General features: G+C 54.4%; 17 protein-coding genes. 12 read left to right on the top strand and 5 right to left on the bottom strand.

Annotated elements, in window-relative coordinates:
- Positions 1-130: 130 nt before the first annotated feature.
- Complete coding sequence (gene apbE, locus JY391_RS07685) at positions 131-1186, bottom strand: FAD:protein FMN transferase ApbE (RefSeq protein ID WP_199956664.1); 1056 nt, start codon at positions 1184-1186, stop codon at positions 131-133.
- Between the two features lie 115 nt (positions 1187-1301).
- Entirely contained in the window at positions 1302-2417 is a 1116-nt protein-coding gene (locus tag JY391_RS07680) for a porin OmpC (RefSeq protein WP_211935496.1), read from the bottom strand.
- A gap of 741 nt (positions 2418-3158) precedes the next feature.
- On the opposite strand from JY391_RS07680, the gene rcsD reads away from it, so the two are divergent.
- Together rcsD and rcsB are read left to right on the top strand one after the other, a co-directional pair.
- Positions 3159-5828 (top strand): phosphotransferase RcsD, encoded by a 2670-nt coding sequence (gene rcsD / locus JY391_RS07675; protein ID WP_060570136.1) that lies wholly within the window; start codon positions 3159-3161, stop codon positions 5826-5828.
- A gap of 16 nt (positions 5829-5844) precedes the next feature.
- Positions 5845-6495, top strand: a complete 651-nt coding sequence (rcsB, locus tag JY391_RS07670) for a response regulator transcription factor RcsB (RefSeq protein WP_042290573.1) — start codon at positions 5845-5847, stop codon at positions 6493-6495.
- A gap of 50 nt (positions 6496-6545) precedes the next feature.
- Here rcsB and rcsC read toward each other — a convergent pair whose 3' ends face one another.
- The gene (rcsC, locus tag JY391_RS07665) at positions 6546-9392 is read right to left on the bottom strand and encodes a two-component system sensor histidine kinase RcsC (protein WP_211935495.1); all 2847 of its coding nucleotides are present in this window, start codon (positions 9390-9392) and stop codon (positions 6546-6548) included.
- Between the two features lie 173 nt (positions 9393-9565).
- On the opposite strand from rcsC, the gene atoS reads away from it, so the two are divergent.
- The 6 genes from atoS to JY391_RS07635 all read left to right on the top strand — a co-directional run bounded on the left by atoS (position 9566) and on the right by JY391_RS07635 (position 16817).
- Positions 9566-11392, top strand: a complete 1827-nt coding sequence (gene atoS, locus JY391_RS07660) for a two-component system sensor histidine kinase AtoS (RefSeq protein WP_211935494.1) — start codon at positions 9566-9568, stop codon at positions 11390-11392.
- Positions 11389-12774: an acetoacetate metabolism transcriptional regulator AtoC gene (gene atoC / locus JY391_RS07655; protein ID WP_211935493.1), complete on the top strand. Its 1386-nt coding sequence runs from the start codon at positions 11389-11391 to the stop codon at positions 12772-12774. Before atoS ends, atoC begins: the two co-directional genes overlap by 4 nt.
- Positions 12775-12971: 197 nt before the next feature.
- Entirely contained in the window at positions 12972-13634 is a 663-nt protein-coding gene (gene atoD, locus JY391_RS07650; protein ID WP_060570132.1) for an acetate CoA-transferase subunit alpha, read from the top strand.
- Positions 13634-14284, top strand: coding sequence for a 3-oxoacid CoA-transferase subunit B (locus tag JY391_RS07645; RefSeq protein ID WP_211935492.1), 651 nt, complete (start codon positions 13634-13636; stop codon positions 14282-14284). Before atoD ends, JY391_RS07645 begins: the two co-directional genes overlap by 1 nt.
- On the top strand, positions 14281-15603 hold the full coding sequence (locus JY391_RS07640) for a TIGR00366 family protein (protein ID WP_042290590.1): 1323 nt from the start codon (positions 14281-14283) through the stop codon (positions 15601-15603). Before JY391_RS07645 ends, JY391_RS07640 begins: the two co-directional genes overlap by 4 nt.
- A gap of 29 nt (positions 15604-15632) precedes the next feature.
- Positions 15633-16817, top strand: coding sequence for an acetyl-CoA C-acetyltransferase (locus tag JY391_RS07635; protein WP_211935491.1), 1185 nt, complete (start codon positions 15633-15635; stop codon positions 16815-16817).
- 50 nt (positions 16818-16867) lie between these two features.
- Here the strand turns inward: JY391_RS07635 and gyrA are convergent, their stop codons facing one another.
- On the bottom strand, positions 16868-19504 hold the full coding sequence (gyrA, locus tag JY391_RS07630) for a DNA topoisomerase (ATP-hydrolyzing) subunit A (RefSeq protein ID WP_042290596.1): 2637 nt from the start codon (positions 19502-19504) through the stop codon (positions 16868-16870).
- A gap of 193 nt (positions 19505-19697) precedes the next feature.
- Here gyrA and ubiG point away from each other — a divergent pair, with 193 nt between their 5' ends.
- The 4 genes from ubiG (at position 19698) to yfaE (ending at position 24596) form a co-directional block, all read left to right on the top strand.
- Positions 19698-20426: a bifunctional 2-polyprenyl-6-hydroxyphenol methylase/3-demethylubiquinol 3-O-methyltransferase UbiG gene (gene ubiG, locus JY391_RS07625; RefSeq protein WP_042290598.1), complete on the top strand. Its 729-nt coding sequence runs from the start codon at positions 19698-19700 to the stop codon at positions 20424-20426.
- Positions 20427-20815: 389 nt separating this feature from the next.
- Complete coding sequence (nrdA, locus tag JY391_RS07620; protein WP_211935490.1) at positions 20816-23101, top strand: class 1a ribonucleoside-diphosphate reductase subunit alpha; 2286 nt, start codon at positions 20816-20818, stop codon at positions 23099-23101.
- A gap of 110 nt (positions 23102-23211) precedes the next feature.
- Positions 23212-24342, top strand: a complete 1131-nt coding sequence (nrdB, locus tag JY391_RS07615) for a class Ia ribonucleoside-diphosphate reductase subunit beta (protein WP_042290603.1) — start codon at positions 23212-23214, stop codon at positions 24340-24342.
- Positions 24342-24596 (top strand): class I ribonucleotide reductase maintenance protein YfaE, encoded by a 255-nt coding sequence (gene yfaE, locus JY391_RS07610; protein WP_042290605.1) that lies wholly within the window; start codon positions 24342-24344, stop codon positions 24594-24596. Before nrdB ends, yfaE begins: the two co-directional genes overlap by 1 nt.
- Positions 24597-24602: 6 nt before the next feature.
- Here yfaE and inaA read toward each other — a convergent pair whose 3' ends face one another.
- The gene (inaA, locus tag JY391_RS07605; RefSeq protein ID WP_060570127.1) at positions 24603-25253 is read right to left on the bottom strand and encodes a lipopolysaccharide kinase InaA; all 651 of its coding nucleotides are present in this window, start codon (positions 25251-25253) and stop codon (positions 24603-24605) included.
- Positions 25254-25278: the final 25 nt, after the last annotated feature.

Below are 25278 nucleotides of genomic sequence, written 5' to 3'. Positions count from 1 at the left end.
GGAGGATTCTGAGCACTGCCGGAGGCAAAATGGCAAATGACATCGTCTATTGGGCCAGGCTCCTGGCATAGTGCCTGCTTAACGACAGTATGTTCGAAAGCCCTTTCGCAAAAACCCGCAATCTTGCTGTTTAATTTTGTTCACCGATCAGAAAGGCGGAAAACTGTGGCGACATCCAGGTTTTAAAGTCCTCGCCCTCTTTGGTGATCATGTACACCGCCAGCCCTTCTCGGCGCACGACTTCTTTCGCTTTCTCGGCGCCGAGCACCATCAACCCGGTGTCCCAGCCGTCCGCTTCCAGCGCCGTCGGGGCGATAACCGTGACCGAAACCAGATTATGTTCAATGGGGCGGCCAGTCTGCGGATCGATAACATGCGAAAGCCGCTTACCGTCCACTTCATAATAGTTGCGATAACTGCCGGAGGTGCTGATGCCATGACCATTAATGTCCACCACCGCCTGAACGGCGTTTTCGCGATCGGTCGGTTTCTGGATCGCTACCCGCCACGGACGCCCTTCGGCGTTCATACCGCGACTGTTTAACGCTCCGCCAACGGAAACCAGATAACGCGCGATGCCTTCCTGCTCCATCAGCCGCGCCAGATGATCCGCCGCATAGCCCTCCCCCACCGTGGACAAATCAACATACAGATCCGGCAGATCTTTTTGCAGGTACTGCTGATGCGCCTGATTAATCACCGTCAGGTGCTGGAGTCCCGTTTTCGCCTTCGCCGCATCGATCTGCGCCTGAGTGGGTACCTGCACCGGCTGTTTGTCCGGACCAAATCCCCAGAGATTCACCAGCGGACCGACGGTAATGTCCATCGCCCCCAGGGTTTTGTCGCCAATACGCAGCGAAGTGGTGATGATGTCCGCCATCGCCTCGCTAACTGGCCAGGGCGTGAGGCTTTTGGTGTGGTTAAAGCGCATCAACGCGGAATCATTTTTATACGTCGAGAGAAGCCGATCGTCAGCATCCAGTTGCGCCTGGATCCGGTTACGCAGTTTCTCTGCGCGCGCGGCGTCTATATCGACCACGCTCACGCGCCAGAAGGTGCCCATGGTTTTACCTTCAAGCATCACCGGCGCCGATGCGGGAACCTGCGTCGCGTCAGGCGCGCTATCGCACCCGGTAAAAAAAAGCGTGGCGGCAAGGAGGGCCATCCGCGCAAAAGAAATTTCCATTGGTGATTGTCCTTCTGCGAAATTGCGCAAGGTTACACTAAAAACGCCCGACTGTACGCCGCGAAAAGTCCATAAAAAAAGGCCCCGCAGGGCCTTTTGTCGTCATGAAATGACCTTAGAACTGGTAAACCAGACCCAGTGCGACGATATCGTCAGTACCGATACCAGCAGCGCGGGTGAAGTCATTGTCGTCCAGCAGGTTGATTTTGTAATCAACATAGGTGGACATGTTTTTGTTGAAGTAGTAAGTCGCGCCCACATCAACGTATTTCAGCAGATCTTCGTCGTCGTAGTTACGGCCGTTAACAGTTCCCAGGTTTTTGCCTTTGGACTGCAGGTAAGCCACGGACGGACGCAGGCCGAAGTCGAACTGATACTGCGCAACCACTTCAAAGTTCTGCGCTTTGTTTGCCCAGCCAATGTCGCCCGCACGCGTTGCGTTGTAAGTCTGGGTGTACTGTGCCGCCAGGTAGATGTTGTTGGCGTCGTATTTCAGGCCGCCGGTGTAGGTTTCAGCACGATCGCCGTTACCAATGTAAATGCCGTTGTTCTGCTCATCCGTACGTTTGGAGCTGGTGACTGCCGCACCCAGACCGAAGCCTTCGCCCAGATCGTAAGTGACAGAACCGCCAACGCCGTCGCCGTTCTGGCGCAGGGCTTCACGACCATTGTTAGTAATGCCGGTCATACCTTCGCCGGACGGGCTGCCGTTTTTACCCTGGTACTGAACCGCAACGTTCAGGCCATCAACCAGACCGAAAAAGTCAGTGTTACGGTAGGTCGCGAAGCCGTTACCACGTTGCTGCATGAAGTTGTCAGAACCGTAGGTGTCACCGCCGAATTCCGGCAGTACGTCAGTCCAGGAGGTGACGTCATACGCCACGCCGTAGTTACGACCGTAGTCGAAAGAACCCGCATCGCCAAATTTAACCCCAGCAAACGCCACACGGGTCCAGGAGTTGTTTTCGTTTTCAGGCGCGTTGCCCTGGATCTGATACTCCCACTGGCCGTAGCCGGTGATCTGATCGTTTACCTGCGTTTCGCCTTTGAAGCCGATACGCATGTAGGTCTGGTCGCCGTCAGCGCTGTTGTCATCGGAGAAATAGTGCAGACCGTCTACTTTACCAAACAGGTCTAATTTGTTGCCGTCTTTATTATAAATTTCAGCCGCATTTGCTGCGCCTGCTACCAGCAGAGCCGGTACCAGGAGGGACAGTACTTTAACTTTCATGTTATTAACCCTCTGTTATATGCCTTTATTTGCTTTTTTATGCCACTGCATACTGATTAACCCTCATTAACCAGTCGGCAAGTTCATTCTCCGCAAAAATGCAGAATAATCCAACACGAATATGATACTAAAACTTTTAAGATGTTTCAGATATCCATATAGATGTTTCAAAACATTAATAAGAAGGAACTTTTTATATCGCTCTGAAAGTCAAGAAATAAGCACAAATGTACAAGAAATAATAAAAACCCTTTAAATACAATAAAATATAGACAAATAAAACATAGCACTGAATGACAAAACAAAATCGTCACTCACAACTAAAATAATCTCGCTATCATCATTAACTTTATTTATTACCGTCATTCATTTCTGAATGTCTGTTTACCCCTATTTCAACCGGATGCTTCGCATTCGGTTTTTTTTTACTTTTCTTTACACTCTCTTTCTGTTTATGTGCTACCGCATAAAAACAATCACCACAATCAATCATTCCGCTTCGTTTATTTCCTGAATGATATTCATAAACATTTTCTTGTTAAATAGTGCTATTTATCGCACAGCATCGGGTGATATTTGTACGACGCCTGTCGGGTTGTACACGTTTAACGCAAGCCGTTCGTTTCCCGTATATTCCGTGAATAGCGCTGTTCATCCGACGCGACGAGAGTGTGGAAATCTACGGCGTAGCCTTTATACTGCCCTATCACCTTTGCGTTGCTTTACAGGTCATAACCACGAATGAGTCAGTCTGAAACCACGGCTACATCCCGCTTCTCCCTCCTGCCAGGAAGCATCACCCGCTTCTTTTTATTACTGATCATCGTACTGTTGGTGACGATGGGGGTAATGGTGCAGAGCGCGGTGAACGCATGGCTGAAAGATAAGAGCTATCAGATTGTCGACATTACCCATGCTATCCATAAAAGGGTGGATACCTGGCGGTACGTGACCTGGCAAATCTATGACAACATTGCCGCCTCCACCAGCCCTTCCACTGGCGAAGGATTGCAGGAAACACGGCTGAAGCAGGATGTTTACTATCTCGAGAAACCGCGCCGTAAAACGGAAGCGCTGATCTTTGGCTCGCACGACAGCGCCACGCTGGAAATGACCCAGCGCATTTCGACCTATCTCGACACCCTCTGGGGGGCGGAAACGGTGCCGTGGTCAATGTATTATCTCAATGGTCAGGATAACAGTCTGATCCTCATCTCCACGCTGCCGCTGAAAGACCTCTCGTCCGGATTTAAAGAATCCACTATTGGCAATATCGTCGACTCCCGTCGGGCGGAGATGCTTCAGCAGGCCAACGCGCTGGACGAGCGGGAGAGCTTCTCCTCGCTGCGGCGTCTGGCATGGCAGAACGGGCACTATTTTACCCTGCGTACCACGTTCAACCAGCCGGGACATCTGGCGACCGTGGTCGCGTTTGACCTGCCGATCAACGATCTCATCCCACCCGGTATGCCGCTGGACAGTTTCCGCCTTGAGCCGGATACCACGCCCGCGACCACGCGAAATAATGAGAAAGAGTCGCCGGACAGCGTCAGCATCAGTTTTAACAGTTCAAAAATTGAAATTTCATCTGCGCTGAATTCAACGGATATGCGCCTTGTCTGGCAGGTGCCGTTCGGTACATTGCTGCTCGACACCCTGCAAAATATTCTGTTGCCGCTGTTGCTGAATATCGGTCTGCTTGCGCTGGCGCTGTTTGGCTATACCACTTTCCGTCACCAGCCGGGACGTTCAACAGAGGTTGCGCCCAACACGGCGGCGAATAATGAGTTGCGGATCCTACGCGCCATCAATGAAGAGATCGTTTCCCTGCTGCCGCTGGGATTGCTGGTGCACGACCAGGAGGCCAACCGAACGGTGATCAGCAACAAAATTGCCGACCATCTGCTGCCGCATCTGAACCTGCAGAATATCACCAGCATGGCAGAGCAGCATCAGGGGGTGATCCAGGCGACGATCAATAACGAACTGTACGAAATCCGCCTGTTCCGCAGTCAGGTTGCGCCGCGTACCCAAATCTTCATCATCCGCGATCAGGATCGTGAAGTGCTGGTGAATAAAAAACTGAAACAGGCGCAGCGCTTGTATGAAAAAAATCAGCAGGGGCGCATCGCCTTCATGCAAAATATCAGCGATACGCTGAAAGAGCCGGTCAAAACCCTGGCCGACGAGATTGCTCAGGTCGCAGCGCCCGACTCGCAGAAGCTGGCCACTCAGGCTGACGTGCTGGTTCGCATGATTGATGAAATCCAGCTGGCGAACATGCTGGAAAACGATGCCTGGAAAAGTGAACCGACCCGATTCTCGGTGCAGACGCTGATTGATGAAGTGGTGCCGGAAGTCCTGCCGGCAATGAAGCGGAAAGGGCTGCAACTGCTGATCAACAACCGTCTGAACGCTAACGACGAGCGCCATGGCGACCGTAACGCGTTGCGCCGTATATTAATGCTGTTGATGCAGTATGCTGTTACCACCACCCAGATCGGCAAAATCACGCTTGAAGTTGATCAGGATGAATCCGTGGCGGAGCGCTTAACCTTCCGCATCCTGGACACCGGTGAAGGCGTGACGCTGAGCGAAATCGATAATCTGCATTTCCCGTTTATCAGCGAAACGCAGAAAGACCGGTATGGTAAAGCGAATCCCCTCACCTTCTGGTTGTGCGATCAACTGGCGCGCAAGCTGGGCGGACATTTGAATATCAAAGCGCGAGATACGCTGGGTACACGCTATACGGTCCATGTTAAAATGACGCCGTTGGATCAGCATGTAGAAGACGAGGAGCGTCTGCTGGATGATGTCAGCGTAATGATTGACGTGACCTCTAACGAGATTCGCACCATCGTGCTTCGCCAGTTAGAAAACTGGGGAGCCACCTGCATCACGCCGGACGAAAGACTCATAAGTCAAGAATATGATCTCTTTTTAACGGATAATCCGTCTAATCTTACTGCTTCCGGCTTGCTTTTAAGCGATGATGAGTCAGGCGTGCGGAAAATAGGCCCCGGCCAGCTTCGCGTCAACTTTAATATGAGTAATGCTATGCAGGAAGCTGTACTACAACTAATAGAAGAACAGCTGGCGCAGGAAGATATTCCGGAATCCCCCCTGGGCGGCGATGAAAATGCCGAACTTCATGCCAGCGGTTATTACGCGCTATTTGTAGACACAGTACCGGATGATGTTAAGAGGTTGTATACTGAGGCGGCAACCAGCGATTTTGCTGCGCTAGCCCAAACGGCTCACCGCCTGAAAGGCGTGTTTGCCATGCTAAATCTGGTACCCGGCAAGCAGTTATGTGAAACGCTGGAACATCTTATTCGCGAGAAAGATGCTCCAGGAATAGAAAAATACATCAGCGACATTGACGCCTACGTCAAGAGCTTGCTGTAGCAAGGTAGCCTTATACATGAACAATATGAACGTAATTATTGCCGATGACCATCCGATTGTACTGTTCGGTATTCGCAAGTCACTTGAACAAATCGAGTGGGTGAATGTTGTCGGCGAATTTGAAGACTCCACAGCACTGATTAACAATCTGCCTAAACTGGATGCACACGTATTGATTACCGATCTCTCTATGCCGGGCGACAAGTACGGTGATGGGATCACGTTAATCAAATACATCAAGCGTCATTTCCCGAGCCTGTCGATTATTGTTCTTACCATGAACAACAACCCGGCGATTCTGAGCGCGGTACTGGATCTGGATATCGAAGGGATCGTCCTGAAACAGGGCGCGCCGACCGACCTGCCGAAAGCGCTCGCGGCGCTGCAGAAAGGGAAAAAATTTACGCCGGAAAGCGTTTCCCGTTTGCTGGAGAAAATCAGCGCGGGCGGTTATGGAGACAAGCGCCTCTCACCAAAAGAGAGTGAAGTGCTGCGTCTGTTTGCCGAAGGTTTCCTGGTGACCGAAATCGCCAAGAAGCTGAACCGCAGCATCAAAACCATCAGCAGCCAGAAGAAATCAGCGATGATGAAACTGGGCGTCGAGAACGATATCGCACTGCTGAACTACCTGTCTTCTGTGACCCTGAGTCCGGCTGACAAAGAGTAATTCCTTTCCTGTGCAAAATGCCGGATAGCGCTACGCTTATCCGGCATTTTTTATGTCCGCGTTTTGCGCACCCGTTCGGCATAGACCGCAAGGGTTTGTTTCAGCACGTCCAGCGTCACCGGCTTAGACAAACAGCTGTCCATGCCCGATTCCAGGCAGCGCTGCTTCTCTTCCGCCAGCGCGTTCGCCGTCACCCCGACCACCGGCAGCGTCAGGCCAAGCTGACGAATACGTTGGGTCAGACGGTAACCGTCCATATTCGGCATGTTGACGTCGCTCAGCACAATATCAATGTGGTTTTTGCTCAACACATTCAGCGCATCCACACCGTCATTGGCCGTTTTGCACTGATAGCCCAGCGATCCCAACTGATCGGCCAGCAGGCGACGGTTGATCGGATGATCGTCCACCACCAGGATCATCATATCGTCGTTGGCGATCGCCACCTTTTCTGGCGCCGGTAACGAGGCTGTCAGTTCCTCATTGTCCAGCTCGACGCTGTAGATACGGGCCAGCAGCGCGGGCAGTTCATGCGGGGAGGCCACGCTGTGTACCCATTCCCCCGGCGCTCTTTCGAGCGGAATACCAATGTGACGACGGCAGAATATCACCGCCGCTCTTCCCTGCCACGGCTGCTCCAGCGCATCGTCGGTGATCAGCAGGTCGTCGACGGCGGGCGTCTGACCTTCATAACGGATCACGTCCATCCCGCCGCGCGTCAGGCTGTTCTCAACAAAGTGGCACAGCGAGGCGTTCCGCACCGCCAGCCAGCAGCGCGTGTTGACCAGCCCGTCGAGGCTCTTCTTCGCCGGATACTGCGCGCCGTAGAGCGGAATACGCACCGTAAACTGGCTCCCCATCCCCGGCTCTGAATCCACCGAGATATCGCCGTCCATCATGCTGATCAGCTTTTCACAAATCGCCAGCCCCAGCCCGGTTCCCTGGAAATTGCGCTGCACCCCGGTGCCAACCTGGAAGAACGGGTCGAACAGACGTACGACCTCTTTCGCCGGAATACCAACGCCGGTATCGCGCACCCGAATACTCAGATAGTCATGATCACGCTGCACGTGCAGCACAATGCAGCCGATATCGGTGAACTTAATCGCGTTGCTCAGAAGATTGGAGATAACCTGCTGCAACCGCATTGGATCGCCATTCATCGCTACCGGCACGTCCGGCTCGATAAAGCAATAAAGACCGAGTTGCTTGCGCACCACCAGCGGCAAATAGTTGGCGGTGATGTGGCTCATCACCTCACGCGGGGAGAACTCTCGCGGCTCGATTTTCAGCTGCTCGGACTCAATCTTTGAGAAGTCGAGAATATCACTGATAATCTTCAATAACAGGCTGGAAGAGTTATTCATCGCCGTCACCAGGCGATCAACCCCTTTCGGCAACGCCTTGGTTTGCAGGAGATCGAGGTTACCAATGATACCGTACAGCGGGGTGCGCAGTTCATGGCTGACGGTTGCGAGGAACATAGACTTCGACTGGCTTGCCTGCTCCGCCGCCTGCGCCATCTCCTGTAAGGACTCTTCCATTTTGACGCGTGCGGAGACGTCCACCAGCACGCATATCGCCACGTTCTCGTTACGATAGCGGGAATGAACGAAGCTGATTTGCAAATTGGTGTTATTGCTGGTCAACACATCGACAAAATTCACCTGCTGTCCGCAGATGATTTGCGTCAGCCGCTGCCGATCCTCATGGGTGAGCATGTTCAGATAGGTGTGCGCCAGCTCGTTACTGAGAATGTTGACGCCGTCGACGGTACGCAGGATACAGATCCCAACCGGTGCCGAAGCCACAATTTTACGGTTGAACTGTTCGTGCTCCTCCAGCCGCTGGGCGTCGCTTTCCGCCGGGATAAAAATTCGCCGCTCATACATTCTGGCGAGGGTAAACAGCGCGGCGCCAACCAAAACGTTCAGCAGAATGGCATTCAGAATTAACATCCGAATCCCCTCCAGCACCAGATCGACCGGTACCGAATAGACGATGCTGAGCGAGGATGGCGGCAGGTTTTTCTTCAGCACCAGCTCACGAAAACCGGGCGTATAGCCAAACCAGGAGCGTTCCTGCATCCAGCGAGGTTCAGCTTTAATGGTGGTTTCCGGCCCCGTCAGTGAGATGAGCGCATGACCATTTTCATCAAGAATGGTCACGCCCATCGGCAGGCTGCCGGGGGTAAAGAAATTTTCCATCCGGATCGCCTGCTCTACGCCCAGCAGGGCCTGCAGCCGGTTAGCCAGATATACGGGCGTCAGCGCGTAAAAGTAGCCGATACCCGGACGCGGCCCCTGCCCCACCCAGTAAAGGTTATTTCCGGAATCATCCTTCGGCGCGCTGCGGTATTTCATAATCCGTTCATGCAGCGTTTTCAGCGCATTGTCGCGCTCAACCGGCATATCGCGCAGGCCAAAATTCGCCATGCACAGATTATCGCTGCCAATCAGGAACACGCGGTTAAGATCGTACGCCGCGGAGAAGTTATCCCGCCAGTAGCGCATAAACCAGGCCAGCGACTCCAGCGATCCGCGCCAGGCGTTGCCCATCGCCGCGCAGTCCGAGTCGGCAAACAAGGGCTCAAAGGTTGGCACGACGGTTTTATCATCGCGGGTGCGTGAAGAAAGTACCCCGTTCTCCGCCGTCAAACGATTCTCGGCAATGTACTTTAGCTCCTTCATCACGTCCGACGTACGCTGAATATAGCGCTGGGCCTGATCGGAACTGAGATTAAACTCCTGACGAATCTCGGACTCCCGCTGATGCAGCGCGTTGACAATGTAGAACACCGAAGCAAAGGCGATTAACAGCCATATCAACAGCGCCAGCGCTCTGAACAGGTAGCGCGAGATTTTCAGGGTTGTACGAAAGGAAGCCAGGTATTTCAAAGGGGCAAAGCTCCGCCTGAGGCGATAAATAGAGTGTGGTTAAGGTAGCGGTAAAAGTGCGATGTCGCAATCCTCACGCCCCTCTTTGCCGGAATATGATACACCGCTGAGAAACCTTTTGCGCAACTGCGGATAATTGGCGTTTACCTGAAAAGGGTAACAGGGATGCCAGAATGCGTTTTTTAAGGGGTTTCTATCCGCGACGCTTGCGCAATCAAATGATTCTGATGGCTATCCTGATGGTCATCGTGCCAACGGTGTCGATTGGTTATATCGTCGAAACCGAAGGACGTTCAGCGGTCTTAGCGGAAAAAGAGAAAAAATTGTCCGCCGTCGTTCATCTGCTCGACCAGGCGCTGGAAGAACGTTTTTTCCACTTCAGCACATTGCCGCGCGATGCACGCATCCAGGCGCTGAATGCGGAACTTGGCCCGATTACCGAGCGAATCACGCAAGCGTTTCCCGGCATCGGCGCGGGCTATTATCACAAAGCTCTGGATGCGATCATTACTTATGCCCCTTCCGCGCTGTATCAGAACAATGTTGGCGTGACCATTTCTGCCGATCATCCCGGTCGTGACGTAATGCGTAGCAACACCCCTGTGGTCTTTTCCGGCCGCCAGGTTCGTGGGGATATTCTCAATTCAATGATCCCTATCCGACGAGACGGCGAAGTTCTGGGTTATATCTGGGCCAATGAGCTCACAGAAGATATCCGACGTCAGGCATGGAAGATGGACATGCGCATTATTGCGGTACTGGTGGCGGGGCTGCTTTGCAGTCTGCTGCTGATAGTCCTCTTCTCCCGACGTCTCGGCGCCAATATCGACATCATTACCGATGGTCTGTCGACGCTGGCGCATAAAACGCCCACCCAACTTCCCAATCTCCCCGGCGAACTGGGGCAAATTAGCCGCAGCGTTAACGCACTGGCGCAAACGTTACGCGAAACCAAAACGCTCAACGATCTGATTATTGAAAACGCCGCCGACGGAGTCATCGCCATTGATCGCCAGGGGGATGTCACCACAATGAACCCTGCGGCAGAAGCCATTACCGGTTATACACTCAGTGAACTTGTCGGTCGGCCCTATGCGACACTCTTCTCCGACCCGCACTTCGCCAGCCCGGTGCTTGATACTTTGGCGCACGGCACAGAACATCTGGCGCAGGAAGTGAGTTTCCCGGCGCGTGACCGTACCATTGAGCTCAGCGTCACCACCAGTCGCATTCATAATGCCAATGGTGAACTGATTGGCGCGTTAGTGATTTTTTCCGACCTGACCGCCCGCAAAGAGTCCCAGCGCCGCCTTGCACAAACCGAACGGCTGGCCACGCTGGGCGAGTTAATGGCCGGCGTGGCGCATGAGGTCCGTAACCCGCTTACCGCTATTCGTGGTTATGTACAGATTATTCGCCAGCAACTCACCCTCCCCGTACACCAGGAATATTTGTCCGTTGTGCTAAAAGAGATTGATTCTATTAATAAAGTGATTCAGCAACTTCTCGATTTTTCCCGACCGAGACAAAGCCAGTGGCAGCGGGTTCAGCTCAACACGTTGATTGAAGAGACGTTAATTCTGGTCAAAACCTCCGGTGTACAGGCGCGGATTGCCTTTAATTGTGAACTTAACCGGGAACTGCCCGCCATCATTGCTGACCGTGAACTATTGAAACAGGTCATCCTCAATATTCTCATCAATGCCGTGCAGGCGATTAACGCGCGCGGTGAAATCCGGATTCGTACCTGGCAATACGCCCCTTCGCAGCAGGCAGTATCGATTGAAGATAACGGCTGCGGGATTGATATCGCGCTACAGAAAAAAATCTTTGATCCGTTCTTTACCACCAAAGCGTCAGGAACCGGTCTTGGACTTGCGCTTAGCCAGCGCATCATCAATGCCCACCAGGGAGACATTCGCATCAGCAGCATGCCGGGATGCGGCGCGACCTTCACCCTCATTTTACCGATTAATCCGCAGGGAAACTTGTTAGTATGAAAACCCGCTACCGAATCCTTATCGTGGATGATGAAGACAACGTTCGTCGTATGCTCACCACCGCGTTTTCCCTCCAGGGACATGAAACCCACTGCGCCAGTAATGGCGAGGAAGCCTTGCAGCAATTTGCCGACGAGCCGCCGGACGTGGTGTTGATGGATATCCGCATGCCGGAAATGAACGGGCTCGACGCATTAAAGGCGATGCGCGCCCGCCAACCACGTATCCCCGTTATTTTGATGACGGCATATGCCGAAGTCGAAACCGCAGTCGAAGCGCTGCGCAGCGGCGCGTTTGACTATGTCATAAAGCCCTTCGACCTTGATGAACTGCATTTATTAATTCAGCGGGCGCTGCAGCTTCAGGCGATGAGGCAAGAGATTCGACGTCTGCATCAGGCGCTGAGTACCAGTTGGCAATGGGGACATATTCTGACCAACAGTCCGCGAATGATGGATATCTGCAAAGACACCGCCAAAATTGCCATGTCCCAGGCCAATGTGTTGATCAGCGGAGAAAGCGGTACCGGAAAAGAATTGATAGCCCGCGCCATTCACTATAACTCGCGGCGCGCCAACGGTCCGTTTATCAAAATCAACTGTGCCGCGCTGCCAGAGTCACTGCTGGAAAGCGAGTTATTTGGCCATGAGAAAGGGGCTTTTACCGGCGCCCAGTCCCTGCGTCAGGGACTGTTTGAGCGTGCTCATACGGGAACATTGCTTCTGGATGAAATTGGCGAAATGCCGCTAGTGTTGCAGGCAAAATTGTTGCGGATTCTCCAGGAGCGAGAATTCGAACGGGTGGGCGGACATCAGACCATTCAGGTCGATATCCGTATTATTGCCGCCACCAACCGGGACCTTCCGGCAATGGTGAAGGAAGGCGCCTTCCGCGAAGATCTCTTTTACCGGCTAAACGTCATCCATTTGCAGTTGCCTCCGCTGCGCGAGCGGCGGGAGGACATTGCACTGCTTGCCAACCATTTTCTGCAAAAATTCAGTACTGAAAATCAGCGCGACATTATTGAGATCGACCCCACGGCCATGTCGATGCTGACCGCCTGGCCGTGGCCTGGCAATATACGTGAACTCTCAAACGTTATTGAACGCGCAGTGGTGATGAATACTGGAGCGGTAATTTTTGCCGACGATCTGCCCGCCCCGCTACGCCAGCCGGTAAGCAGCATAGCGGAGGTCAAAACCGCGCAGCCCGGCGAACGAAATTTAAAAGAAGAAATTAAGCGCGAAGAGAAGCGGATCATTATGGAAGTCCTTGAACAACAAGACGGTAACCGCACCCGTGCAGCCCTGATGTTAGGCATTAGCCGCCGCGCCCTGATGTATAAACTTCAGGAGTACGGTATCGATCCGACGGATCTTTAGTCCCGGAATTTGCTATGCAGAATTTTGCACAGTGCGCAATTTTCTGCATAGCTCCGTGCCTCACAGCATACGGAGCTTTTGCTATTTTTCGTTTTTATTCAGCTAGTTAATTTCAAAACCCCTCTCCTCCCAACTCTGGCATCCTGTTTGCAATTCCCGCTTCGTACCCAAAATGGAGTATGCAAAAGGGAAACATAATGAAAACAAAACTGATTACCTTACAGGACGCCGCCGAATTCTTTCGTGACGGCATGACCATCATGGTTGGCGGTTTTATGGGGGTTGGCACGCCCCCTCGCCTTATCGACACCCTACTGGAATCCGGCGTCAGGGATTTGACCCTTATCGCCAACGATACCGCTTTTGTCGATACCGGTATCGGCCCTCTGATTGTCAATGGTCGGGTGAAAAAAGTCATTGCCTCGCACATTGGCACTAACCCGGAAACCGGACGGCGAATGATTGCTAAAGAGATGGATGTTCAGTTGGTCCCGCAAGGCACCCTGATTGAACAAATTCGCTGCGGCGGTGCCGGTCTCGGCGGTTTCCTGACCCCCACCGGCGTCGGTACGGTTGTCGAAGAGGGCAAACAAACCCTGACGCTCGACGGTAAGACCTGGCTGCTTGAGCGCCCACTGCGCGCCGATTTAGCGCTGATACGCGCGCATCGGGCCGATCCCCTTGGCAACCTGACCTATCAACTCAGCGCCCGCAATTTTAACCCGCTGATCGCCCTTGCCGCTGACATCACGTTGGTGGAACCCGACGAACTGGTTGCGACAGGCGATCTGTTGCCGGACCACATCGTTACGCCCGGCGCCGTCATTGACTATATCGTCATGCCACAGGAGAGCAAATAATGGATGCGAAACAACGTATTGCGCGCCGTGTGGCGCACGAACTTCGTGATGGCGACATTGTGAACTTAGGTATAGGCCTGCCAACGATGGTCGCCAATTACTTGCCTGCAGATATTCATATCACCCTGCAATCGGAAAATGGATTTCTCGGACTCGGGCCGGTGACAACCGCGCATCCGGATCTGGTGAATGCCGGAGGCCAACCTTGCGGAATTTTACCCGGGGCGGCGATGTTCGACAGCGCAATGTCATTCGCGCTAATTCGCGGCGGGCATGTGGATGCCTGCGTACTTGGCGGCCTTCAGGTTGACGAGCAGGCCAACCTCGCGAACTGGGTGGTGCCGGGCAAAATGGTGCCCGGCATGGGAGGCGCGATGGACCTGGTCACTGGCGCGCGTAAAGTCATTATTGCGATGGAACACTGCGCGAAAGACGGATCGGCGAAAATTCTCCGCCACTGCACGATGCCGCTTACCGCCCAACATGCGGTACATATGCTGGTCACCGAACTGGCGGTATTCCGTTTTATAGATGGCAAAATGTGGTTGTGTGAAATCGCTGAAGACTGCGACCTGCAAACGCTGAGATCGAAAACCGAAGCGCACTTTGACGTGGCCGCCGACTTGTTGATCCAGCGAGGTGATGCATGATTGGCCGTATCTCGCGTTTTATGACGCGCTTCGTCAGTCGCTGGCTTCCCGATCCGCTGATTTTTGCCATGCTGCTGACACTGTTAACATTCGGCATCGCGCTGTGGCTTACGCCGCAAACGCCGGTCGCCATGGTGCGCTTTTGGGGTGACGGTTTCTGGAATCTGCTGGCGTTCGGCATGCAGATGGCGCTGATTATCGTCACAGGCCACGCGCTGGCCAGCTCGGGTCCGGTGAAAAAGCTGCTGAGGACCGCCGCGTCCGCGGCTAAAACGCCCGCTCAGGGCGTTATGCTGGTGACCTTTTTTGGCTCAGTCGCCTGCGTGATCAACTGGGGCTTCGGCCTGGTGGTAGGCGCCATGTTTGCCAGGGAAGTGGCCCGTCGCGTACCCGGCTCTGACTATCCGCTGCTGATCGCCTGCGCCTATATTGGGTTTCTGACCTGGGGAGGCGGTTTCTCCGGTTCGATGCCCCTGCTGGCGGCGACACCAGGCAATCCGGTCGAACATATTGCCGGGTTAATCCCGGTCAGCGACACCTTGTTCACCGGCTTCAACATCTTCATTACGCTTGGTCTCATTGTGGTCATGCCTTTTATTACTCGCATGATGACGCCGAAACCCTCTGATGTGGTCAGCGTTGACCCGAAACTGCTGATGGAAGAGCCTGATTTCCAGAAGACCCTGCCGGCAGATGCGCCACCGTCAGAAAAGCTGGAAGAGAGCCGGATTCTGGCGCTGATCATCGGTGCGCTGGGTATCGCCTATCTCGGGATCTACTTTGCCGAGAAAGGGTTCAACATCACCATTAACACCGTCAATCTCATGTTTATGATTGCCGGTCTGCTACTGCATAAAACACCGATGGCCTACATGCGCGCCATTAGCGCCGCAGCGCGCAGCACCGCCGGGATTCTGGTGCAGTTCCCGTTTTATGCGGGGATCCAGTTGATGATGGAACACTCCGGTCTCGGTGGATTGATCACTGAGTTTTTCATCAACGTCGCCAACAAAGACACGTTCCCGATCATGACCTTTTTTAGCTCTGCACTGATCAACTTCGCGGTGCCGTCAGGGGGCGGTCACTGGGTGATCCAGGGTCCGTTTGTCATACCCGCCGCACAAGCACTGGGAGCCGACCTCGGTAAATCGGTCATGGCTATCGCCTATGGCGAGCAGTGGATGAACATGGCGCAACCGTTCTGGGCGCTGCCCGCTCTGGCTATCGCCGGGCTTGGGGTCCGCGACATCATGGGTTACTGCATCACCGCCCTGCTGTTCTCCGGAATCATTTTTGTTATTGGTTTGACGTTGTTCTGACGGCAACCCTCACGTTTAAGGAACAGAAGATGAAAAATTGTGTCATCGTCAGCGCAGCACGTACCGCTATCGGCAGCTTCAATGGCGCGCTGGCCACTACCAGCGCAATCGAACTGGGGGCGACAGTCATTAAAGCAGCCCTGGAACGCGCACAGCTTGATCCTACTCGCGTGGATGAAGTGATTATGGGGAACGTGTTGCAGGCTGGTCTCGGGCAAAACCCGGCCCGTCAGGCGCTGCTTAAAGCGGGGCTAAATGAAACGGTTTGCGGCTTTACCGTCAACAAGGTTTGCGGCTCAGGCCTTAAGAGCGTCGCGCTTGCTGCTCAGGCGATTCAGGCCGGGCAGGCTCAGGCGATTATCGCAGGGGGAATGGAAAACATGAGCCAGGCGCCGTATCTCCTGGATGCAAAGGCCCGCTGGGGTTATCGCCTCGGCGACGGCCAGCTTTCTGACGTGATCCTGCGCGATGGCTTACTTTGCGCCACGCACGGCTATCACATGGGAATTACGGCGGAAAACGTGGCCCGCGAATATGGCATCAGCCGCGAAATGCAGGACGAACTGGCGCTGCTCTCTCAGCAGAAGGCGGTTGCCGCGATTAACGCCGGCGCGTTCGAGGCTGAAATCGTCCCTGTTAGCGTCACGTCGCGGAAGAAAACGGCGGTGGTGGAACGCGACGAATTTCCTAAAGCGGACTGTACGGCGGAAGGTCTGGCCGGGCTGCGTCCCGCCTTCGACAAGGCGGGTACGGTAACGGCCGGTAATGCTTCTGGGATCAACGACGGCGCGGCGGCGCTTATCGTCATGGCCGAATCGGCGGCGCTGGCGGCGGGGCTTAAGCCGCTGGCACGGATCAAAGCCTATGCCAGCGGCGGCGTCGCCCCCGCGTTAATGGGGATGGGCCCCGTTCCCGCCACCCAAAAAGCGTTACAGCAATGTGGACTAGCGCTGTCAGATATTGACTTGATTGAAGCGAATGAAGCCTTTGCCGCGCAATTTTTAGCGGTCGGTAAAACGCTGGGGTTTGATCCGCAAAAAGTCAACGTCAACGGCGGCGCGATTGCGCTGGGCCATCCTATTGGCGCCAGCGGCGCACGTATCCTGGTGACGTTACTGCACGCGCTTTCAGCGAGAGATAAAACGCTGGGACTGGCGACGCTGTGTATTGGCGGCGGGCAGGGAATTGCCATGATCGTGGAAAGGATGAACTAAATAAAAAGGGCCGGAGAATATCCGGCCCTTCGCACTCAGCGGTGAGTCAATTACTCGTCTGCGTCATCCGCCGCATCGTCGTCGGTTTCCGCTTCCGGAGCGATGTCATCATCCCCTTCCGCGACGCTGCCGTCGATAGAATCCAGCTCTTCGTCATCCACCGGTTCAGCAACACGCTGCAGGCCCACGACGTTTTCATCTTCCGCAGTACGGATGAGGATCACGCCCTGGGTGTTACGACCCACCACGCTGATTTCCGACACGCGGGTACGCACCAGCGTACCGGCATCGGTAATCATCATGATCTGGTCACAATCGTCTACCTGCACCGCGCCAACAACGGAACCGTTGCGCTCGGTCACTTTGATAGAGATAACACCCTGTGTCGCACGTGACTTGGTCGGATATTCGTCCGCCGCGGTACGCTTACCGTAACCGTTTTGCGTCACGGTCAGGATAGCGCCTTCGCCACGAGGAATAATCAGCGAAACCACCTTGTCTTCGCCCGCCAGCTTGATGCCGCGCACGCCGGTCGCGGTACGGCCCATCGCACGGACGGCGTCCTCTTTAAAGCGCACCACTTTACCGGCGGCAGAGAACAGCATGACTTCATCGGAGCCAGAGGTGAGATCGACGCCAATCAGCTCGTCGCCCTCGTTCAGGTTCACCGCAATGATACCGGCGGAACGCGGGCGGCTGAACTCGGTCAGCGCGGTTTTCTTCACCGTACCGCTGGCGGTCGCCATAAAGACGTTCACGCCCTCTTCGTACTCGCGTACCGGCAGGATAGCGGTGATACGTTCATCAGCTTCTAACGGCAGCAGGTTAACGATCGGACGACCACGCGCGCCGCGACTCGCTTCCGGCAACTGGTAAACTTTCATCCAGTACAGGCGTCCACGGCTGGAGAAGCAGAGGATGGTGTCGTGGGTGTTGGCCACCAGCAGGCGGTCGATAAAGTCTTCTTCTTTAATGCGTGCCGCTGATTTGCCTTTTCCGCCACGGCGCTGGGCTTCGTAGTCGGTCAACGGCTGATACTTCACGTAACCCTGGTGCGACAGAGTCACCACAACGTCTTCCTGGTTGATCAGGTCTTCGATGTTGATGTCCGCGCTGTTGGCGGTGATTTCGGTGCGGCGCGCATCGCCGAACTGATCGCGGATCAGCTCCAGCTCCTCGCGGATCACTTCCATCAGACGATCGGCGCTGCCCAGAATATGCAGCAGTTCAGCGATCTGCTCCAGCAGCTCTTTGTACTCATCGAGCAGTTTTTCATGCTCAAGACCGGTCAGCTTCTGCAAGCGCAGATCCAGAATCGCCTGAGCCTGCTGTTCAGTCAGATAGTACTGACCATCACGCACACCGAATTCCGGTTCCAGCCATTCCGGACGCGCAGCGTCATCGCCCGCACGCTCCAGCATCGCCGCCACGTTGCCCAGATCCCACGGACGCGCGATCAGCGCGGCTTTCGCTTCTGCCGGAGTCGGCGCGCGGCGGATCAGTTCAATGATCGGATCGATGTTCGCCAGCGCAATCGCCAACGCTTCAAGGATATGCGCGCGATCGCGGGCTTTACGCAGTTCGAAAATGGTACGGCGAGTCACCACTTCACGGCGATGGCGCACGAACGCGGAAATGATATCTTTCAGGTTCATGATCTTCGGCTGGCCGTGGTGCAACGCCACCATGTTAATACCGAAGGAGACCTGCAGCTGCGTCTGGGAATAGAGGTTGTTCAGAACCACTTCCCCAACCGCATCGCGTTTCACTTCAATCACAATGCGCATACCGTCTTTATCGGACTCGTCACGCAGTGCGCTGATGCCTTCAACGCGCTTATCTTTTACCAGCTCAGCGATTTTCTCGATCAGGCGCGCTTTGTTCACCTGGTACGGGATTTCATGAACGATAATGGTTTCGCGACCGGTTTTCGCGTCCGCTTCCACTTCGGCGCGCGCGCGAATGTACACTTTGCCGCGACCGGTACGGTAGGCTTCTTCAATGCCGCGACGACCATTAATGATCGCCGCAGTCGGGAAGTCCGGACCCGGGATGTGTTCCATCAGCCCTTCAATGCTGATGTCTTCATCGTCGATATAGGCCAGGCAACCGTTGATCACTTCCGTCAGGTTGTGCGGCGGGATGTTGGTCGCCATACCTACCGCGATACCGGACGAACCGTTTACCAGCAGGTTCGGGATCTTCGTTGGCATAACGTCAGGGATTTTCTCCGTGCCGTCATAGTTATCAACGAAATCTACCGTCTCTTTTTCCAGATCGGCCATCAGTTCATGGGCAATCTTCGCCAGACGGATTTCCGTATAACGCATCGCCGCAGCAGAGTCGCCGTCGATAGAACCGAAGTTACCCTGACCATCCACCAGCATATAGCGCAGCGAAAACGGCTGCGCCATACGAACAATGGTGTCATACACCGCGGAATCGCCGTGAGGATGGTATTTACCGATTACGTCACCAACGACACGGGCAGATTTTTTATAGGCTTTATTCCAGTCATTGCCCAATACGTTCATGGCGTAAAGTACGCGACGGTGTACCGGCTTCAGGCCATCTCGGACATCCGGCAGCGCACGGCCAACAATGACCGACATCGCGTAATCCAGATAAGAGCTTTTCAGCTCCTCCTCAATGTTGACCGGTGTAATTTCTCTCGCAAGGTCGCTCATCTAACCGCTATCCCTCTACTGTATCCCGGATTCAAAGGTCGCAAATTATAACACAACCGCGCTGATTGAGGTAAACCTATCCCCTAAATACTTAAGCTGGCCGCGACCTGCTGTATGGCCGGGATCTGCGCTTTATTCAGCGTGAATGCCTGATATACTCATTCGTCATGCCAAATAAGGAGTAATAGCCCCGATGAATGCCGAAAAACAGCCGGTAAACCAGAACGTTGACCACGAAGAAATTGCCAAATTTGAAGCAGTCGCGTCGCGCTGGTGGGATCTGGAAGGCGAATTTAAGCCGCTGCACCGCATTAACCCGCTGCGCCTCGGTTACATCGCGGAGCGTTCCGGGGGTCTGTTTGGGAAAAAGGTGCTCGACGTCGGCTGCGGCGGCGGCATTCTGGCTGAAAGTATGGCCCGCGAAGGCGCCAGCGTTACCGGGCTGGATATGGGCTTCGAGCCGCTGCAGGTGGCAAAACTGCATGCGCTGGAAAGCGGTATTCACGTCGATTACGTGCAGGAAACCGTGGAGGAACACGCGGCGAAGCATGCCGGACAGTATGATGTGGTGACCTGCATGGAGATGCTGGAGCATGTCCCGGATCCGCAGTCGGTGGTTCGCGCCTGCGCACAGTTAGTCAAACCCGGCGGCGAAGTCTTTTTCTCGACGATTAACCGTAACGGTAAATCCTGGCTGATGGCGGTCGTCGGCGCAGAATACATTCTGCGAATGGTGCCCAAGGGCACGCATGATGTGAAAAAATTTATCAAGCCCGCCGAGCTGTTAGGCTGGGTGGACGAGACGGCCCTGAAAGAACGCCATATCACCGGCCTGCACTATAACCCGCTCACCAACAGCTTCAAGCTGGGCCCGGGCGTTGACGTCAACTACATGGTGCATACCACGGCTAAAGCTGAGTAATCCCGTCGCCGGATGAGACGCTACGGCGTCCTGTCCGGCCTGCGGAAAAAATAAAAATCCGAAAAAATTGTGCCAGGTCATAAGAACTTTCTTCACCTTCGTTGAAGAAATCAGCACTCGATCAAATTATCTATTTTTTTTATGAATTATTGACATCCCCGCCAGGCCTTATAAGACGCGCACTTAGCCTTTCTTACCCTTTTGCAACCTCAATTTAACCTTAAAATCAACTCTTGTACTGAAAAGATTCCCTACTAGAATACTCACCATATAGCGTTTACTTTAACACCCACCCCCTACATATAGTATTTATCCACAGAGTTAGTCACAAGGTGGCGCTGTGGATAATGCGGGGGATATTTTTTCTTTCACGGACAGGTAAAAACCACATGAATCAGAGTCTGCTGGTGACAAAGCGTGATGGTAGTACAGAGCGCATCAATCTCGACAAAATCCATCGGGTTCTGGATTGGGCGGCAGAAGGACTGAACAACGTCTCGATTTCTCAGGTCGAACTGCGCTCCCACATCCAGTTTTATGACGGTATCAAGACATCCGATATCCATGAAACGATCATCAAAGCCGCCGCCGATCTGATCTCCCGCGACGCGCCGGACTACCAGTACCTGGCCGCTCGCCTGGCGATTTTCCATCTGCGTAAAAAAGCCTACGGCGAGTTCGAGCCGCCCGCGCTGTACGACCATGTGGTAAAAATGGTTGAGATGGGCAAATACGACAATCATCTGCTGGAAGACTACACGGAAGAAGAGTTCAAGCAGATGGATTCGTTCATCGTGCACGATCGCGATATGACCTTCTCCTATGCTGCCGTGAAACAGTTGGAAGGCAAATACCTGGTGCAGAACCGCGTCACCGGCGAGATCTACGAGAGCGCCCAGTTCCTGTATATTCTGGTGGCCGCCTGCCTGTTCTCGAACTATCCGCGTGAAACCCGTCTCGATTACGTTAAGCGTTTTTACGATGCCGTTTCTACGTTCAAGATTTCCCTGCCGACGCCAATTATGTCCGGCGTGCGCACCCCGACGCGCCAGTTCAGCTCTTGCGTGCTAATTGAGTGCGGCGACAGCCTGGACTCGATTAACGCGACCTCCAGCGCCATCGTGAAATACGTCTCCCAGCGCGCCGGTATCGGCATCAACGCCGGTCGCATCCGCGCGCTGGGCAGCCCGATTCGCGGCGGCGAAGCGTTCCACACCGGCTGCATCCCGTTCTACAAACACTTCCAGACGGCGGTGAAATCCTGCTCGCAGGGCGGCGTGCGCGGCGGCGCAGCAACCTTGTTCTACCCGATGTGGCATCTGGAAGTCGAAAGCCTGCTGGTGCTGAAAAACAACCGCGGCGTGGAAGGCAACCGCGTGCGTCACATGGACTATGGCGTACAGATCAACAAACTGATGTACACCCGCCTGCTGAAAGGGGAAGACATCACCCTGTTCAGCCCGTCTGACGTCCCGGGCCTGTATGACGCGTTCTTCGCCGATCAGGATGAGTTCGAACGTCTGTATACCAAATACGAAAAAGACGACAGTATCCGTAAACAGCGCGTAAAAGCGGTAGATCTGTTCTCTCTGATGATGCAGGAACGTGCGTCCACGGGCCGTATCTACATTCAGAACGTTGACCATTGCAACACCCATAGCCCGTTCGACCCGCAGGTCGCGCCGGTACGTCAGTCCAACCTGTGCCTGGAAATCGCCCTGCCCACCAAGCCGCTGATGGACGTTAACGACGAAAACGGCGAAATCGCGCTGTGTACGCTGTCTGCGTTTAACCTCGGCGCGATCAACAGCCTTAACGAACTGGAAGAGCTGGCGGTGCTGGCGGTTCGCGCCCTCGACGCGCTGCTGGATTACCAGGACTACCCTATCCCGGCCGCGAAACGTGGCGCCATGGGTCGCCGTACGCTGGGCATCGGCGTCATTAACTTCGCCTACTATCTGGCGAAACACGGCGTTCGCTACTCCGACGGCAGCGCCAACAACCTGACGCACAAAACGTTTGAAGCGATCCAGTACTATCTGCTGAAAGCCTCTAACGAACTGGCGATCGAACAAGGCGCCTGCCCGTGGTTTAACGAGACCACCTATGCGCAGGGCATTCTGCCGATCGATACTTATAAGAAAGACCTCGACGCGATTGCCAACGAGCCGCTTCATCACGACTGGGAAGCGTTGCGTGAATCCATCAAGACCCACGGCCTGCGTAACTCCACGCTCTCTGCGCTAATGCCGTCCGAGACCTCTTCGCAGATCTCGAACGCGACCAACGGTATTGAGCCGCCGCGCGGTTACGTCAGCATTAAAGCGTCGAAGGACGGCATTCTGCGTCAGGTGGTACCGGACTATGAGCATCTGGGCAAGGCCTACGAACTGCTGTGGGAAATGCCGGGTAACGATGGGTATCTGCAGTTAGTTGGCATCATGCAGAAATTTATCGATCAGTCGATTTCGGCTAACACCAACTATGACCCGACACGCTTCCCGTCAGGAAAAGTGCCGATGCAGCAGTTGCTGAAAGACCTGCTCACCGCCTATAAATTCGGCGTCAAGACGCTGTATTATCAGAACACCCGCGATGGTGCGGAAGATGCCCAGGACGATCTGGTGCCATCCATTCAGGACGATGGCTGCGAAAGCGGCGCATGTAAGATCTGATGAAAGATGCCGGGTGGCGCTACGCTTACCCGGCCTACGATTGCACGGTTTGTAGGCCGGATACGGTGCTTGCCCCTATCCGGCGCTCATCCCACAAAGGACTCACTTCAATGGCATACACCACTTTTTCACAGACGAAAAATGACCAGTTGCTGGAACCGATGTTTTTCGGCCAGCCGGTGAACGTTGCGCGTTACGATCAGCAAAAATATGACATCTTCGAAAAGCTGATTGAAAAACAGCTCTCCTTCTTCTGGCGTCCGGAAGAAGTGGACGTTTCCCGCGACCGCATCGACTACCAGGCGCTGCCGGAGCATGAAAAACACATTTTTATCAGCAACCTGAAGTATCAGACGCTACTGGACTCCATTCAGGGACGCAGTCCGAACGTGGCGCTGCTGCCGCTGATCTCCATTCCGGAGCTGGAGACCTGGGTCGAAACCTGGGCGTTTTCAGAAACAATTCACTCCCGCTCTTACACCCATATCATTCGTAATATCGTCAACGATCCGGCGGTGGTGTTTGACGATATCGTGACCAACGAGCAAATTCAGAAACGCGCTGAAGGCATCGCCAGCTATTATGACGAACTGATTGAGATGACCAGCTACTGGCATCTGCTGGGCGAAGGCACGCACACGGTAAATGGCAAAACCGTCACCGTGAACCTGCGTGAACTGAAGAAAAAGCTGTACCTGTGCCTGATGAGCGTTAACGCGCTGGAAGCCATTCGCTTCTACGTCAGCTTTGCCTGCTCGTTCGCCTTCGCCGAGCGCGAACTGATGGAAGGCAACGCCAAAATCATTCGCCTGATTGCCCGCGACGAAGCGCTGCACCTGACCGGCACTCAGCACATGCTGAACCTGCTGCGTTCCGGCAGCGACGATCCGGAAATGGCGGAGATTGCCGAAGAGTGCAAGCAAGAGTGCTATGACCTGTTTGTCCAGGCGGCGCAGCAGGAAAAAGAGTGGGCAGATTATCTGTTCCGCGACGGCTCAATGATCGGTCTGAACAAAGACATTCTTTGCCAGTACGTGGAATATATCACCAACATCCGCATGCAGGCGGTTGGCCTTGATCTCCCCTTCCAGACGCGCTCCAACCCGATCCCGTGGATCAACACCTGGCTGGTGTCGGACAACGTGCAGGTCGCGCCGCAGGAAGTGGAAGTCAGTTCTTACCTGGTCGGTCAGATCGACTCTGAAGTCGATACCGACGATCTGAGCAATTTCCAGCTCTGATGGGACGCGTTACGCTGCGCATCACTGGCACACAGCTGCTGTGCCAGGATGAGCACCCTTCCCTGCTCGCCGCGCTTGAATCGCATAACGTGGAAGTGGAATATCAGTGCCGCGAAGGCTACTGCGGCTCGTGTCGCATCCGTCTGGTCGCCGGTCAGGTTGACTGGCTCACCGAACCGCTGGCCTTTGTGCAGCCTGACGAAATTTTACCCTGCTGTTGCAGGGCAAAAGGCGATATTGAGATTGAGATGTAACGCGTATTACAGCGCGGCATAATACGCTTTAACCGCCTCCCAGTCCGCTTGCGGAATCGGATGCAGGTTTTTCTCTAACTGGGAAAAGTCGTGCTGCGCGGCTTTACGCCGACGAAAGCGGCGACGGCTTTTTTCCAGATCGAGAAATCCGGCTTCCACTTCACCTTCCGTTTTTACGTAGATGTGACGTACATAGCAACAACCGTGCTGACGGTTCACGGCATGCATCTTTTTGAAGGCCAGCGCCACGGCTTTGAGCATGTCCTGCCGCAGATCATCAGGATAGGGCGTTAGCGCGTGCTGGTGATACCAGTCGGCAATGCTGACAAAGCCGCTCATGTCCTCAGTAACAAGTAACGCGCGCCACTCGCCGTTAACTTTCATCGCGTCGCCATATACGATTTTCGGTACGATAACGCCAGCACGCGCCAGTTCTTTGATCACCGCGATTTCACGCACAATCGTCGGGCGCCCCCACGGATAACGCAGCGAGTAAAAAAGATGTTGCGTCATCCGCTTCACGTACAGCCGGGTTCCGTCCCGCTCAATACACTGTACTCCGCTCATGCCTTTGCGTCGGGAGTTAGGTTCTTCCACCCAATCCCCTTCCGTGGCCCACCAGTCATAAAAGGTTGACTGTAGAACGTCCTGCGCCATCTTTCACCATCCGTTATAGTCACGT

The sequence above is a fragment of the Citrobacter sedlakii genome, assembly GCF_018128425.1.
Lineage (GTDB): Bacteria > Pseudomonadota > Gammaproteobacteria > Enterobacterales > Enterobacteriaceae > Citrobacter_A > Citrobacter_A sedlakii.
Note: the sequence above shows the minus strand (reverse complement) of the source record. Positions and strands in the feature narration are given on the sequence as shown.